Source organism: Cupriavidus sp. WGlv3 (assembly GCF_023952475.1).
Lineage (GTDB): Bacteria > Pseudomonadota > Gammaproteobacteria > Burkholderiales > Burkholderiaceae > Cupriavidus > Cupriavidus phytorum.
Map to the genome: position 1 here is coordinate 64,971 of NZ_JALHRX010000004.1, position 14,925 is coordinate 79,895.

Annotated in this window: 12 protein-coding genes and 2 riboswitches; of the genes, 4 read left to right on the forward strand and 8 right to left on the reverse strand. The window is 69.2% G+C overall.

What is annotated here, in order from left to right:
- Nucleotides 1-335: 335 nt before the first annotated feature.
- Nucleotides 336-1,604: a D-amino acid dehydrogenase gene (locus MKD38_RS09235; RefSeq protein WP_252676117.1), complete on the reverse strand. Its 1,269-nt coding sequence runs from the start codon at nucleotides 1,602-1,604 to the stop codon at nucleotides 336-338.
- A 57-nt stretch (nucleotides 1,605-1,661) separates the two neighbouring features.
- A riboswitch (glycine riboswitch) is annotated at nucleotides 1,662-1,779 on the reverse strand.
- Nucleotides 1,780-1,878, reverse strand: a riboswitch (glycine riboswitch).
- 233 nt (nucleotides 1,879-2,111) lie between these two features.
- On the opposite strand from MKD38_RS09235, the gene MKD38_RS09240 reads away from it, so the two are divergent.
- The 3 genes from MKD38_RS09240 to MKD38_RS09250 all read left to right on the forward strand — a co-directional run bounded on the left by MKD38_RS09240 (nucleotide 2,112) and on the right by MKD38_RS09250 (nucleotide 6,158).
- Complete coding sequence (locus MKD38_RS09240) at nucleotides 2,112-4,400, forward strand: TonB-dependent receptor (RefSeq protein WP_252676119.1); 2,289 nt, start codon at nucleotides 2,112-2,114, stop codon at nucleotides 4,398-4,400.
- A 67-nt stretch (nucleotides 4,401-4,467) separates the two neighbouring features.
- Nucleotides 4,468-5,652 (forward strand): sialidase family protein, encoded by a 1,185-nt coding sequence (locus tag MKD38_RS09245; RefSeq protein ID WP_252676121.1) that lies wholly within the window; start codon nucleotides 4,468-4,470, stop codon nucleotides 5,650-5,652.
- On the forward strand, nucleotides 5,649-6,158 hold the full coding sequence (locus tag MKD38_RS09250; protein ID WP_252676123.1) for a TlpA family protein disulfide reductase: 510 nt from the start codon (nucleotides 5,649-5,651) through the stop codon (nucleotides 6,156-6,158). Before MKD38_RS09245 ends, MKD38_RS09250 begins: the two co-directional genes overlap by 4 nt.
- Nucleotides 6,159-6,201: 43 nt before the next feature.
- Here MKD38_RS09250 and MKD38_RS09255 read toward each other — a convergent pair whose 3' ends face one another.
- The 4 genes from MKD38_RS09255 to MKD38_RS09270 form a co-directional block, all read right to left on the reverse strand.
- Nucleotides 6,202-6,687 (reverse strand): DUF3597 domain-containing protein, encoded by a 486-nt coding sequence (locus MKD38_RS09255; protein WP_252676125.1) that lies wholly within the window; start codon nucleotides 6,685-6,687, stop codon nucleotides 6,202-6,204.
- Between the two features lie 232 nt (nucleotides 6,688-6,919).
- Entirely contained in the window at nucleotides 6,920-7,909 is a 990-nt protein-coding gene (locus MKD38_RS09260) for a Bug family tripartite tricarboxylate transporter substrate binding protein (RefSeq protein ID WP_252676127.1), read from the reverse strand.
- A gap of 58 nt (nucleotides 7,910-7,967) precedes the next feature.
- Nucleotides 7,968-8,960 carry a tripartite tricarboxylate transporter substrate binding protein gene (locus MKD38_RS09265; protein ID WP_252676129.1) on the reverse strand — a complete coding sequence of 331 codons (993 nt, stop codon included), beginning with the start codon at nucleotides 8,958-8,960 and terminating at the stop codon, nucleotides 7,968-7,970.
- A 26-nt stretch (nucleotides 8,961-8,986) separates the two neighbouring features.
- Nucleotides 8,987-9,742 (reverse strand): GntR family transcriptional regulator, encoded by a 756-nt coding sequence (locus MKD38_RS09270; RefSeq protein WP_252676131.1) that lies wholly within the window; start codon nucleotides 9,740-9,742, stop codon nucleotides 8,987-8,989.
- A 106-nt stretch (nucleotides 9,743-9,848) separates the two neighbouring features.
- Here MKD38_RS09270 and MKD38_RS09275 point away from each other — a divergent pair, with 106 nt between their 5' ends.
- Nucleotides 9,849-10,709 (forward strand): amidohydrolase family protein, encoded by an 861-nt coding sequence (locus tag MKD38_RS09275; protein WP_252676132.1) that lies wholly within the window; start codon nucleotides 9,849-9,851, stop codon nucleotides 10,707-10,709.
- 16 nt (nucleotides 10,710-10,725) lie between these two features.
- On the opposite strand, the gene MKD38_RS09280 is transcribed toward MKD38_RS09275, so the two are convergent.
- Genes MKD38_RS09280 through MKD38_RS09290 form a run of 3 tightly spaced genes read right to left on the reverse strand, consistent with a single transcriptional unit; the run spans nucleotide 10,726 to nucleotide 14,919 of the window.
- On the reverse strand, nucleotides 10,726-11,394 hold the full coding sequence (locus tag MKD38_RS09280) for a DUF2894 domain-containing protein (RefSeq protein WP_252676134.1): 669 nt from the start codon (nucleotides 11,392-11,394) through the stop codon (nucleotides 10,726-10,728).
- Nucleotides 11,387-12,034: an OmpA family protein gene (locus MKD38_RS09285; RefSeq protein ID WP_171514927.1), complete on the reverse strand. Its 648-nt coding sequence runs from the start codon at nucleotides 12,032-12,034 to the stop codon at nucleotides 11,387-11,389. The genes MKD38_RS09280 and MKD38_RS09285 overlap by 8 nt, the downstream gene beginning before the upstream one ends.
- Entirely contained in the window at nucleotides 12,031-14,919 is a 2,889-nt protein-coding gene (locus MKD38_RS09290) for a DUF802 domain-containing protein (protein WP_252676136.1), read from the reverse strand. Before MKD38_RS09290 ends, MKD38_RS09285 begins: the two co-directional genes overlap by 4 nt.
- Nucleotides 14,920-14,925 lie beyond the last annotated feature (6 nt).

Here is a 14,925-nt window from a genome sequence, read left to right on the forward strand (position 1 = left end):
GGCCAGACGGCGAGGGTGGAAAGCCGGTCTGAGGTGGGGAACCGGTCAGCCTTGCGGCTGCCTCGCCCGGCCCGCCAGGGGGGCAGCTTGGTTCGTGCGAACACACAGGCGTTGCCTGCTACAAGGCAACGCCTGTTCACCTTAAACATCCGGGCTTTCCACACCCGATCATCGGTGGTTCCGATGACGCCACCAGTATTTCCTGTAGCTACCGGGGAATCGATGAGAGATGTCGCATTTCCAGGGGCGCGCGAAGTTTGGATCCGGGAAACGGATTCAGAAATCGCAGACTCTTGAAAATGCGCGTGCGGGCCGAGCCCTTTACCCCCGCAGCCTCACGCCCGCACCGGCGCCAAAACCGCCCCAGGCACCATCGCCGGCGCACTCCCCATTGCCTGATCCACCACCCCCGCCACCATCTCCGCCGTCACCGCCGACAAGGTCCACCCCAAATGCCCGTGTCCGGTGTTGTAGAAGATGCAGGCGGCGCGGCCGCGTCCCACGCGCGGCAGCATGTCCGGCATCATCGGCCGCAACCCGGCCCATGGCACCACGCTGCGCGTGCTGACGCCGGGGAAGCACTGCTGCACCCAGTCCACCAGCGGGCGGATGCGGTCGGCGCGGATATCGCGGTTGGTGCCGTTGAACTCGGCGGTGCCGGCGACGCGGAAGCGGTCGTCGCCGAGGCGGCTGGTGACCAGCTTGGTTTCGTCGTCGAGCAGGCTGACCGTCGGTGCGGCGGCGCGGCTGGCGTCGTCGGTCAGGTTGACGGTGATCGAATAGCCCTTGACCGGATAGATGTTGACGCGGTCGCCCAGCGCGGCGGCCAGTGCGCGGCTGGCGGTGCCGGCGCAGATTACGGCGCCGTCGAAGGAGGCAGTGGTGCTATCGTTGCCGTCCTGCACGGTGATGGTGGCGCGCCGGCCGTCGGTCTGCACCGCGCGCACGTCCTGGCCATACAGGCAGCGCACGCCCAGGCGCGCGGCGGCGGCGGCCAGGCCGCTGGTGAACTTGTGGATGTCGCCGGTCGAATCGCTTTCGGTGAAGTACCCGCCGTAGTAGGAGCCCGCCAGCGTCGGCTCGATCGCGCGCATCTCCTGCGGGGTCACCGCGCGCCGCTCCAGTCCGCCTTGCGCCAGCAGCGCGGAGACCCGGCCGGCATGCTCGAAGCCGGCGCGGTCGCGGTAGATATGGAGGATGCCGGCGCGCTTCAGGTCGAAGTCGATGCCTTCCTGCGCCGCCCACGCAAACAGGTGCTCGCGCGCGGCGATGGCCAGGCGCGCGGTCTCGATGGTATTGCGGCGGTAGTGGGGAATCGACGCGATGAACTCGGCGAACCACGACAGCTTGTGCCAACTGGGCCGGGGATTGACCAGCAGCGGCGCATCGTTGCGCAGCATCCACTTCATCCCCTTGACGATGGTGGACCAGTGGGTCCAGACCTCGGCGTTGGAGGCGGAGAGCTGCCCGCCGTTTGCGAACGAGGTCTCCATGGCGGCATAGCGGTGCCGTTCGAACAGGGTGACGGAGAATCCGCGCCGGGCCAGCGCGTAGGCCGTGGTGACACCGGTGATGCCACCGCCGATGACAGCGATTGTCTTCATGATCTGCAGGTTCCGGGAACGTCGAAGGGGTGGAGTCCGCACGCAATATGCGTGGAGGACGCCCCCTCTGTTCTGGACCTGAGAGATTCACGACGCCTTGCCGCGGGGCGGGCGCGCTTGCTCCTTCGGTATGCCGGGCGGACGATGGCGGCCGGCATTCTTCAGAGTGCACTGACGGGTGATGCCGGTCCTTTTGCCTGAGAGTTTCCGGGGCGGTTGCTCCTTCGGCGCCGTGCGCGGCGGACGCCGCGACAGTCTCTCCCTGCATCACGCTGGCTTGACGCCAGTCGGGGCAATGTAGTGACAAGGCCTCGTATTGAATATGCGGGTTAACACGGATGCATACGGATTTGGCTGCGCCGGCCGCGTCGCTATGTCGCATCGGCCAGCGGCTTCCGGGCCCATAAAATGTCAGCGCTCGCTATTTAGAGACGGCGGGACGCGCGGGAGGAGCGCTTGATGATGCGCAGGCGCTGCGAGCCCACAACGACGACAACAAGGTATTCAGTGAAGAAAAATCGCATTGCACTGGCCGTTTCGGCAGTGCTGATGGGCCCCGCCGTGGCCGCCTCCCAAGGGGTGGAGGCGCCCGTTGAGGCGCCCGCGCCGCTGCAGGAGGTGGTGGTATCGGCCCGCCCCGAACGCGGCGAGACGCCGGCGATCCCGCCCAACACGCCGGCGCCGGCCTACGGCATCAGCAGCACGCGCATGGCCGACTTCAACGTGGTCAATACCGAGGACGCGCTCAAGTACGCGCCCAACCTCGCCGTGCGCAAGCGCTTTATCGGCGATATGAATTCGATCATCTCGGTGCGCAGCACCAGTTCGCGCCAGTCGGCGCGCGGGCTGGTCTATGCGGACGGCCTGCTGCTGTCCAACCTGCTGGGCTCGGACTTCAGCTTCCCGCCGCGCTGGTCGCTGGTCAATGCCGCCGAGATCGAGCGCATGGACGTGCTGTACGGCCCGTATTCGGCGCTGTATCCCGGCAATTCGCTGGGCGCGACGGTGCTGATCACCACGCGCACGCCGGAGAAGTTCGAGGGCGATGCCAGCGTGCAGCTGTTCACGCAGCGCTTCAACCTGTATGGCACCCACGATAACTTCAACGGGGTGCATGCCAACGCCTACGTGGGCGACCGCGTCGGCGCGTTCTCGTGGCTGGTCAGCGTGGACCGGCAGGACAGCAAGAGCCAGCCGCTGAGCTTCTATACCGCATCGCGCTCGACGCGGCCCGCGGGCGCCACGGACACGCCGGTCTCGGGCGCCTATTTCGACCAGGACCAGAGCGGCCGCGACCGCGTGGTGATGGGCGTGAACAGCGAGGGCGTCACGCACACCGTGCAGGACCAGCTCAAGCTCAAGCTCGGCTACGACATCACCAGCACGCTGCAGGCGCAGTTCACCGCCGCCTACTGGCAGCAGGACCGCTCCAACACCACCGGCAGTTACCTGCGCGATGCCAATGGCAATGTGGTGTCCAGCGGTCCGGTGAACATCGGCGGCTACCAGTACGTGATTCCGGCTAACGCGTTTGCGCCCGGCAATGGCGAGGATGCGCGCTGGCTCTACGGCCTGTCGCTGCGCACGCGCAACCAGACGGGGTGGAATTTTTCCGGCGTGGCGTCGCTGTTCGATGTCAGCAAGGACGTGAGCCGCAGCGCCAGCACCGTCGGCAACGGACCGGGCACGGTGACCTATGGCGACGGCACCGGCTGGCGCACGCTCGACCTGAAGGCCGACTACCGCCCGGAGCGCCTGCACGGCGGGCACTGGGTCACCTTCGGCTACCACTATGACAACTACCGGCTGAGCAACACCACCTACAACGCCTCGGACTGGCGCGCGGCGACCATCACCGCGTTCAACAATGCCTTCACCGGCAAGACCGAGACCCAGGCGCTCTACGCGCAGGACGCCTGGTACTTCGCCGAGGACTGGAAGCTGATTCCCGGGGTACGCTACGAGCACTGGCGCGCCTATGACGGCAGCCGCAGCCAGCCCGGCGTGGACATCGGCTATCCGGTGCGCAGCGAATCCAACTGGTCGCCCAAGCTGGCGCTGGAGAAGGCGTTCGGCCAGGACTGGCTGGGCCGGCTGTCGCTGGGCCAGGCCTATCGCTACCCCACCGTCAGCGAGCTGTTCCAGGGCCGCATCACCGGCACCGCGCTGATCAACAACGATCCCAACCTGCGGCCGGAGCGCTCGTTCTCGAAGGACCTGACCTTCGAACGCACGGTGGAGGCATCGAACTTCCGCGTCTCGCTGTACGAGGACGATATCCGCGATGCGCTGGTCAGCCAGACCAACACCACGGTATTCCCCACCGTCACCAGCTTCCAGAACGTCGACCGGGTGCGCACGCGCGGCTTCGAGCTGGCCTATGACGGGCGCGACGTGCTGGTGCGCGGCTTCGACCTGTCGGCCAGCGGCGCCTACAACCATTCGAAGACGCTGGAGAACGCCAACAACCCGGCCTCGGTGGGCAAGTATTTCTACCGCATCCCGAAGTGGCGCGCCAACCTGGTGGGTACCTATCGCTTCACGCCGGCGTGGGCCGGCACGCTGGCGATGACCTATTCGGGCCGGCAGTACAATACGCTCGACAATGCGGACACCAACCCCGACACCTTTGGCGGCACCAGCAGCTTCCTGACCTTCGACGTCAAGGTGACCTACAAGCCCGCGCGCAATGTGCGGCTCGGGCTTGGCATCGACAACCTCACCGACCAGCGCTATTACGTCTACCACCCGTACCCGGGCCGGACGTTCTACGCCGAGGCGAAACTTTCCTTCTGAGCCAGTGAACACACTGACACGTAACCTGCCAGGCGCCCGCCGCGCAGTCCGCCTGATCGCTGCCGGCATGATGGCCTGCGTTGCGCTGGCATCGGCCGCCGCTACCGCGCAGGCGCACGGCAGCCACGCCGGCCATGGCGGCCAGGCCAGGCCGAAAATGAGCGAACTCGGCACCGGCGCCGCCTTCGACCGCGACGGCAAGCTGTGGATCGCCTACAAGGACGGCCAGCATGTCGCGGTGCGTTCGTCGACGGACTACGGTCGCAGCTTCAGCGCGGCGCGGCATGTCAACCCCACGCCAGAGCCCGTCGCCGCGGATCATGAAAGCCGCCCCAAGGTGGCCACTGGGGCCGACGGGCAGGTCTACATCACCTGGACCCAGCCGCTGCCCAAGCCATGGACCGGCTTTATCCGCTTTGCGCGCTCCAGCGATGGCGGCAAGACCTTTGCCGAACCGCTGACGGTGCACGCCAACCGCGACCAGATCGCGCACCGCTTCGACGCCCTCGCGGTGGACCCGGCCGGGCGCGTCTTCGTCAGCTGGATCGACAAGCGCGACGTCGTCGCCGCCGAGGCGCGCAAGCAGCCCTATGCCGGTGCCGCGATCTACTACGCGGTCTCGGCCGATCACGGCAAGACCTTCCAGGGCGACTACAAGATCGCCGACCAGTCGTGCGAATGCTGCCGCATCGCGCTGACGCCCACGCCCGACGGCAGGATGCTGGCGCTGTGGCGCCATGTGTTCCCGCCCAACGCGCGCGACCACGCGCTGGCGCTGCTGGGCGCCGACGGCAAGGCCACGCCGATGCAGCGCGCCACCTTCGACGACTGGCGCATCGACGCCTGCCCGCACCACGGCCCCGGCGCGTCGGTGGCGCCTGACGGCACGGTGCACATGGTCTGGTTCAGCGTGCGCGACGGCAAGCCGACGGTGTCGCTGGGGCGCTGGCGCGACGGCAAGCTGCAGGCACAACGCCCGCTCGATGACCCGCGTGCACAGCATGCCGACATCGTCGCGCTGAACGACAACGACATCGCGGTGGTGTGGAAGTCGTTCGACGGCCAGCAGACGCGGCTTTCCGCCATGCTGTCGCACGACGGCGGCAAGACCTGGCAGACGCGCAAGCTGGCCGGCACCGAACGCGATTCCGACCAGCCGCACCTGCTGCAGCACGCCGGCCGCGCCTACGTGCTGTGGCGCACCGAGGCCGAGGGCTTCCAGGTGTTCGCGCTCGGGCAGGAAGGCGCATGATGCGATCGCGCCGCCAACTGCTCGCCGCCGCTATTACCGCCGCCATTGCCACATGCGCGCTGATGCTCGGCACCGCCAATGCAGCCGACCGCGTTGCCGTGTTCGAATCCGCCAGCGCCGCGCGCATCGCCGCCAGCCAGCAGGGCAAGCCCTTCGTGCTAGTGGTGTGGTCGCTGGATTGCGTCTATTGCAAGCGCAACTTCGACGCGCTCGGCAAGCTGCGGGCGCGGCATCCGGACTTGCGCGTCGTCACGCTGGCGACCGACAGTGCCGACGCCTCGCCGCAGGTGCAAAGGATGCTCGAACGCGTACGGCTCACGCGCAATGCGTGGGTGTTCGGGCACGAGCCGCAGGAGCGGCTGCGCTATGCGGTCGACCCCGACTGGATGGGAGAGATGCCGCGCACCTACTTCTATCGCGCCGACGGCCAGCGGCAGGGCGTGTCCGGCGTGATCAGCGAAGGCGACTGGGCCAGGCACCTGCGCTGGGCCGGCATCGCGGACTGAGACCGCCGCGGCGCCGGCCCGGCGCCGCCTTTCACTGCATCACTCAGGACAGTTCCTTCGGCAGCTTGCCGCCGTTGGCGGCCAGTTCCTGCATCAGGCGCTTGTGCAGCCACACGTTCATCGCCGCGGAATCGTTCATGTCGCCGCTGTAGTGCAGCTCGCGCGCCAGTTCCTTGCGGTGTTCCAGGCTGCTGTCGATGCCGAGCGCCTTCATCGTATCGACGATGGACGTGCGCCAGTTCAGCGTCTGCCCGCTCTGCTGCGCCATGCGGTCCATGATGGCCTCGACATCGACGCCCGACAGCGGCGTTGCCTGAGACCCGGCAGGCGCCCCGGCCGGCGTACCGGTCGTGCCCTGCACGTTGCCCGCGGGCGCCGCGCCGGTGCCGGCCGTTGGCGCGGTGCCGGCCGGCGCGCCCGCTGAAGTCGGCGTTCCGGCGGCGGGTGGGGTGGTGGTGGTCGCGGTGGTGGTGGCCGCGGGCTTGTCCTTGCCCAGCAGCTTGTTGAGGATGTCCTTGAAGATGCTCATGGCGGGCTCCTGAAGGGTGGAACGGGGCAGCAAGCCCTTGCAGGTTCCGGGCCACCGTCGCGGCGCGTTGCTGCGGCGCCGGTACGCCCGCCCGTCAGCCGCATCGTTTGTAAATGGTGCGTGTAGCGGGTTCGGCTTCCACTCGACGGCCGCTGGCATCGGCCAAGTGCCGTGTTCTTTGCACCGTTGCAGGCAGAAGAAGCCGTGACGCGCCCGCCGTTGGTGGCCGATATCAGTCCGGCTTGATCCCGGCCCGCGCGATGATCGGTTTCCAGCGCTGTTGCTCCTGCGCGATGAAGCGCGAGAATTCCGCGGGCGTGCCGCCCACCACGATGGCCGCGTCCGCGCTCAGGCGTTCGACCGAGCTCTGGCTCTTCACGGCTTTCATGGTGGCGTCGGCCAGCTTGTCGGCGGCGGCCTGCGGCAGCGATGCCGGCGCCAGCAGGCCGTACCACTGCGTCATCTCGAAGCCGGGAAAGCCTTGCTCCGCCACCGTGGGCACGTCGGGCAACTGCGCGATGCGCTGGGTCGTGCCGGTGGCGATGCAGCGCACCTTGCCTGCCTTGATGAACTGCAGGATCGCGGGCGCACCGACCGCGGCGGCGTCGAGCCGGCCGGACAGCAGGTCGGTGATCTGCGGGCCGCTGCCGCGGTATGGCACGTGGGTGATGAAGGTGCCGGAGGCGGCCTTCAGGTATTCAAAGGCGAGGTGGCCGGCACTGCCGTTGCCCGCCGAACCATAGTTGAGCTTGCCGGGCTTGCTTTTGGCGAGCGCCACGAATTCCTTCAGGTTCTTTGCGGGCACGTCGGGATGGACCACGTACAGGCTCGGCACCTTGGACAGCAGCGAGATCGCGCGGAAGTCCTTGACGGGGTCATACGGCAGCTTCGGGAAGATGAAGGGATTGACCGCCAGCGTGCCGATATGGCCGAGGATCAGCGTGTGGTTGTCATCGGCGCGCGCGACTTCGGCCATCGCGATATTGCCGGCGGCGCCCGGCTTGTTCTCGACGAACACGGACACGCCGAGTAGCTTGGTCAGCTCCGCCGCAGTCGAGCGCGCGACGATCTCCGAGCTGCCGCCCGGTGCGAACGGCACCACCAGCCGGACCGGCTTGGCGGGCCAGGCTTGGGCGCGGGCGAGCGTTGGTGCCAGCGCGCACGCACCCAGCGCGGCACTGGCCTTGAGCAGTTGGCGGCGAAAGGGATTGGCTGCGGTCATGCATGTCTCCTGGGATTGCGGTAGCCGGGCCGTTGCATGGCCGGGGCGATACGGGTGGTTATTCGGGTTTGATGTTGCCGTCGCGGATGACCTTGGCCCATAGCCGCGCCTGGCCGTCGATGAACTGTCGCGCTTGCGCCGGCGGTGCCGCCACGACCTCGCCACCAAGCTCGGCCACGCGCTGCCGGATCTCGGCGCTGGTCATGACCTTCTGCAGCGCGTCGGCAAGCTTCGCGGCGACCGGCTCCGGGGTCGCGGCGGGGACGAAGGCCGCGTTCCATTCATACACCTCGTAGCTGGCCACGCCGGCTTCCTGCATGGTCGGCACTGCCGGCAGCGCCGGGGTGCGCGACCGGCTGGTCACCGCCAGCGGCTTGAGCTTGCCGGCCTGGATGTGCTGCAGGCTCGAGGCGACATTGGCAAAGAACAGCGGCACCTGTCCGGCAATGACATCGGTCATGGCCGGGCCGCCGCCCTTGTAGGGCACGTGCAGCAGGTCGACGCCGGCGCGCTGCTCGAACAGCACGCCGGCCAGATGCTGCGCCGAGCCGTTGCCCGAAGAGGCAAAGGCCACCGAGCCCGGCTTCTGCCTGGCCATGGCGACGACATCGCCGACCTTGCCCGCCGCAAAGCTGGCGGTGGCGACCAGCACATTGGGATAGCGCGCCAGCACGCCGACCGGGCGGAACGCCTTGTCCGGATCGTAGGGCAGGCGCGGATAGAGGCTGGGATTCACGGCATAGGACGAGGCATCGACCATCACCGTGTAGCCGTCGGGCGCGGCCTTGGCGACATAGGCCGCGCCGATCTGCCCGCCGGCACCCGGCCGGTTCTCGACCACCACGGTCTGCCCCAACTCGCGCCCGAGGCCGGGCGCGATCAGCCGTGCCATCAGGTCGGCGCCGCCGCCCGGCGGGTATGTCACCACGATGGTGATGGGACGTGTCGGCCAGGCCGCGGCGTTGTCGGCGGCCTGTGCCGGCGTGGCGATGGCGATCATGGCGGTGGCCGCAGCGGTGGCTGCAGCGGCGATCGCGTGGCGTGCGTGCATGGGTCTGTCTCCTTGGCGACGGTCCGTCAGCGGACGTCGGCGGTATAGCGAAATGCAAAGGCGTCGCCGCGCGTCAGACGGTATTCGACGCAGTGGCCGGCCAGGTCATAGGCGTGGCGTGTAACCACCGCGCAGGGATGCGCATCGGGGAGCGCCAGCAACGCGGCCTCGTCCGCCGCCAGCGTGCGGAAAGTCACCTCGTCGACGGCACGATGGACCGTGACGCCGCAGGCGCTGCCCAGCAGCGGGTAGAGCAGGTCGCCCCACTGCGCCGGCGCCAGCTGCTGCAGGGCTTCGCAGCGCGGCAGCGGCAACCAGATCGACTCCAGCAGCCGCGGCGTCTGTTCCAGCCAGCGGCGGCGCGAGATCGCCAGCCCGCGCGCGCCGCTCGCTAGCCCGAACCGCGCCGCCATGGGCTTGTCCAGCCGGACGGCGCGGCACGACAGGATTTCAGAGCGGGGCACCACGGGCGCGCCATCGGCACCGCCGAAGCGAAAGAAACGCATCAGGCTGGCGCCGCTCAGCCCCTTGCGCACAAAGGTGCCCTTGCCCTGCACGCGCTCGAGCAGGCCTTGCTGGACCAGCACGGCGATGGCCTGGCGGATGGTGCCCAGCGCAATGCCGAACTCCCTGGCCAATGCGCCTTCCGCCGGGATGGCATCGCCCGGGGCCCAGGCGCCGGAAACGATCCGGTCCTGCAGTGCCGCCGCGATCTGGCCGTAGCGGCTCAGCCCCGCAGTGGCGGTGGCGGTGGTGGTCTGGAGCGGTGCGTTGTCTCGCATGCCGAAGCCGTGCTAAATTGTTTGAATGCTGATGTCCTCTAGAGGACTAGAATACTGATGCGGGTCTGGACGCCATATCCGGATATACCCGCCCCACGGAGGCTTGATGATGAGCAGGCGCGCTTCGCCGCTGGTGGATACCCATTTCCACGTCTTCGATACCGGCGTGGCCTCGGCTTCGGCGCGCTACCGGCCGGCCTATGCCGCCGGACTGCACGACTGGCAGGCGGCGCTCGGCAGCCTGGACGGCCAGGGCGACCTGTATGGGGTGGCGGTGCAGACCAGCTTTCTCGGCACCGACAATACCGCGCTGCTGGCCGCGCTGCAGGCGCGGCCCGACCGCCTGCGCGGCGTGGCGGTGATCGACCCGACCATCACGGACGCGCAACTGACGGCGCTCCAGGCCGCCGGCGTGCGCGGCATGCGCCTGAACCTGTATGGCGATCCGGAATGGCAACGCGTTGCCACCGCGCCGTGGCGTGCGCTGTTCCGCAGGATTGCCGCGCTGGGCTGGCACGTCGAGCTCCATACCGGCAACGGGCAGGGCGCCATGGTGCTGGCTCAACTCGACGCGGCGCTTGGCGATGCCGGCGCGCCGGTCGTGCTTGACCACTTCGGCCGGCCCGGCACCGCCGGGATCGCGGATGCAGTCTTCGATGCCGCCAAGGCAGTGCGCGCGCGCCGCCAGGTGTGGGTGAAAATCAGCGCGCCCTACCGGCTGGCATCGCCACACGATTGGCCACTGTTTGCGCAGCGCTGGCGCGATATCGTCGGCGATGACCGCCTGCTGTGGGGCAGCGACTGGCCCTGGACCAATCACGAGGGGCCGCAGCGGCTGGACGAGTGCCGCGAGCTTGCCGGTTGGCGAGGGCAGGGCGGCGACGGCGAGGCGGCGGGCGAGGCGTTGTCCGCCGCGCTGCGCTGGCGCAACGCAGCGGCGCTTTACGGGTTTGCCGTGGCGGCGTAGCGGTATCGCCGCGTTGCTACTTGCGGGCCTTGGCGCGCGTGCTTTTCCTGGCGGCGGCGCGGGCCGCTTCCTTTTGCGCCGCTGCCGCCGCGCTCAACTGCTCCAGCCAGGCCATGCCCTCGACATACGACAGGAAATGCCGCAGGTATTCGGGCGAGGTCTCGCGCATCAGCGACAGCGAGCGATGCACGAGCTGGTCGGTATTGAGCGGCCCGGCGTTCTCCGGCACGCGCTCCAGCGACTCGCGGAACTGCTGCTCGACGCTGACCCGGGCCCAGGTCTCGCGGAAGTAATCGGCGAGCGTGTCGACCAGCGGCGTGGCAGCGGCTTGCGCCGGTGCCGGCGACAGCGGACGGGCATCGTTCGAAGCCGCCGCGATGGCGGGCCTGGCGCGCGCGGCGAGGTCGTGGACCAGTGCGCCCAGCGCGCTCACGGCTGTGGGGGACGCCTGGCAAGTGGTCTCGCCAGCGTTACCGGCGTTGCGCTGCACGATGGCGGCATAGGCGGCGACCAGCTCTTGCAGGCGCGCCTCCAGCAACTGCCGCGCCGCGCCGTTGTGTGGGGCAGCACGGGCGGCCAGTGCCTGCATGAACCGGAAGCGCACGGGCTCGGCGCGGTCGGCGCCGCTGGCCTGCCAGGCGTCGAGTTGCGCGCGGGCACCGGCCGCCGCGTCGAGCTCAGCCATGCGCCTTCACCGTGCCGGTAGTCACGCGGGGCACCGGCGAGATCTCCACGCGCCGGTTTTTCGCGCGGCCGGCGGCATCGGCATTCGGTGTGACCGGCTGCTGCGAGCCGAACGCGGCCGAGAACACCGACGACGGCGGGATGCCCGCATCGATCAGCGTGCGGGTCACGGTCAGGGCGCGCTGCGCCGACAGCTCCCAGTTGTCGGCAAAGCGCCGGTTGCCCTCGCGCACCTGCTGGTCGTCGGTGAAGCCGCTGACCATCAGGATCTCGTCGCGGCTGCGCAGGTAGGCCGACAGCGGCTGGGCCAGGCTTTTGAGCAGGTCGCGGCCTTCGGGCTGCAGCTCGGCGGAATTGAGCGCGAACAGCACGCTGCCGCTGATGCCGATGCGCCCGTTCACCAGCGTCACGCGGCCCGCGGCGAGCGGGCCGGCCAGCGCCTTTTCCAGCGTCTCGCGGCGTTGGGCTTCCTCTTGCCGCTGCTTCACCTCGGCTTCGAGCCGCGCCGACAGCTCCATCTGCACGCCGATGACCCCCAGCAGCACCAGCACGAACGCGCCCAGCAGCACCGACATCAGGTCGCCGAAGACCGCCCAGGCCGGCACGGTGGGCTCAACGCCGGCGTCGAGTTCTTCTCTCATGCCGCCTCTGCGCTGGGCGCCTGCGGCGCTGCGCGCTGCTGCAGGTCTTCGAGGATCTGCTTCTGCGACAGCATGCTCAGGTCGACCACCTCGCGCGCCTGCGCCACGTAGTAGGCCAGTTGCTCGTCGCTGCGCGTCATCGACTTGTCAAGCGCGGCCTCGATGCGCTGCAGGTGGTCGATCAGCTTGCCATTCGATTCGCTGAACAGCTGCACCGCCACGCCGAAGGCTTCGCCCAGGCTGGCTACCTCGACCGCGCTGCCGGTGACCTGTGCGGCGATGTCGGTGAGCTTGCCGGTCTCGGACTCGACCTGGTCGGTGAAGCGGGTGCCGACGCGCTCGAGCAGGTCGGCGGTGGTGGCGACCAGCGTATCGACCGCGGTGCGCTGCTCGGTGGAGGCGTGGTTGACGGCGTCAAGCAGCGTGCCCAGCGTTTCCATCATGCGGCTGCGTTCTTCCAGCATGGCGTGGTCGCGCGCCATGCCTTCGGTCAGCTTCTCGCGCAGTTCCGCAATGACCTCGGCGGCGGCGCGGGGCGCTTCGCTCGCGGCCTGCAGCAGGCGCGAGACTTCGGCGACGGTATCGGTGGCCTGGCTCTGGGCCTGTGCCGCCATGTCGCGCGCGGTGACGGCCAGCGTTTCGCAGATCTCTTGCTGGCGCGCGGTGGCGTGCGCGCTGGCGTGCTCCCATTCGCCGCGCAGCGAAGCTGCCATGGTGCCCAGCGTTTCGGTCCACGCGGCCAGGCGTTGCGCGTCCTGCGCCAGCAGTTCCGCCTGCAGCGCGGTGGCGGCCTTCGGCGCCTCCGCCGCGGCCTGCACCAGGCGATCGATCTCGGCCAGGGTGGTGCTGGTATGCGCCTGCGTTTCGGCCGAAATCGCACGCGCGGTCTGTGCCAGGGCCTCGCAGACTTCCTGCTGGCGCGCGGCGGCTTGCGTGCTGGACTGCTCCCATTGCTGGCGCAGCGTCGCGGCGATGCCGCCGAGGGTTTCGGTCCAGCCGGCGAAGCGCGCTGCATCCCGCTCGGCCAGTTCCGCCTGCAGCGCGACCGCGGCCTTCGGCGCTTCCGAGGCGGCCTGCACCAGGCGGTCGATTTCGGCGAGGGTGCGGCTGGCATGCGCCTGCGTCTGCGCGGAGATCTGTTGCACGTTCTGCGCCAGCGTCGCGCTGATTTCATCCTGGCGCGCGACCGTCTGCGCGTTCAGCTGCTGCCATTCCTGGCGCAGCGTTGCCGTGATGCTGCCGAGCGTATCGGCCCACGCGGCAAAGCGCGCTTCATCGCGCGACGCCAGTTCGGCCTGCAGCGCAACGGCGGCCTTCGGCGCTTCGGCGGCGGCCTGCACCAGGCGGTCGATTTCCGCCAACGTGCTGCTGGCATGCGCCTGCGTCTGCGCCGAGACCTCGCGCACGCTCTGCGCCAGCGTGGCGCTGATTTCGTCGTGGCGGCTGACGGTGTGTGCGTTCAGCTGTTCCAGTTGCTGGCGCAGGGTGGCCGTCATGCCGCCGAGCGTGTCGGCCCAGGCCGACAGGCGCTGCGCGTCCTGCGCGGCCAGCTGCGCCTGCAGGCCGGCATGCGAGGCGTCCACGCTGCGCACCAGCGCCGCGGCGTGCTCGCCGAACGTTGCCGCGGCGGCGGCCAGCGCTTGCAGGTGGTCGCCGGCCAGTTTTTCGCCGGCCTGCTGCTGCTGCGACAGCGCCTCGCGCCAGGCTTCGGCGGTGCTGGCCGCGACGGAGTCGAGGCGGCTGGCGACGCCGTCCAGCAGGCTGGCCGAGCGTTGTTCGAAGGTCTGGCTGAAGCCGTCGAGCGATGCGCGCAGGTCCGCCGCCAGCGCCTCGCTGGTGCGTTGATGGCCGGCAAGCGCCTGGTTCCAGGTATCGGCGACACCGGCGGTGGCGCGCTCGAACCGGCTCGAAACGCCGTCCAGATGCTGTTCCACCGCCTGCGTGACGGTGTCGCGCAGGGCCGTGCTCTCGCGGGCCAGGCCAGCCATGGTCGCGTCCACCGCGGGCTGGATCGCGGCACCCGCGGCGCGGGCGCTGTCGGCGATGCTGTCCTTCAGCGATTGCTCCACCGATGACGCCAGGCGCGCATAGACCGCCTCGGTCTTGCCGTGGAAGGCGTCCTGGCTGGCCACCAGCCGCTCCGCCAACGCCTCGTGCTGTTGCGCCATGGCGCGCATCATGGCCTGCATCTGTTCGGCCAGTGCCGGTATCACGTCGGCCTGGCGCTGCAGCAGCTGCAAGGCCTGGTCGCGCTGGTGGTCGCGCTGATGGCCGCGCGAGTAGCTGCGCAGCGTGGTGGCGATGCGGGCGTCGAGCGCCTGCGCGGCCTGGATGCGTTCGCGCCGGCACAGCGCGGACAGCAGGCCCAGCATGGCCGAGGTGGCCACGCCCGCGACCGAGGTGCCGAAGGCAAAGCCCAGGCCCTTGACGGGTGCCGCCAGCGAAGCGCGGATCGCTTGCAGGTCGGTCGCGCCTTCCAGCGCGATGCCGGTGCCGCGCAAGGTGGCCACCATGCCGAGGAACGTGCCCAGCATGCCCAGCAGCACCAGCAGCCCGACCAGGTAGGGCGTCAGCGCGGGGCCGGGCAGGCCGACGCGTTCGCCTTCGACCCGCAGCCGCACGCTGTCGCGCAGGCTGGGGTGCAGGCGTTCCAGCCAGCCGCCGAGGCTGGCCGGCGCTTCGGCCAGGCCGGCCAGTGCCTGCGTCAGCGTGGCAGTGGCCTGCCGGTAGCGCAGCAGTTCCAGCGCGCCGCCGATGTAGAAACCGCCGATCAGCAGGGTGACGACGAGCGCGAGGAAATTGGTGCCGGCATAGCCCGCGCCAATCCAGCAGACGACCGCCAGGCCCGCCAGGAACGCAACAATATGGGATAGGTATCGGGTCATGATGTC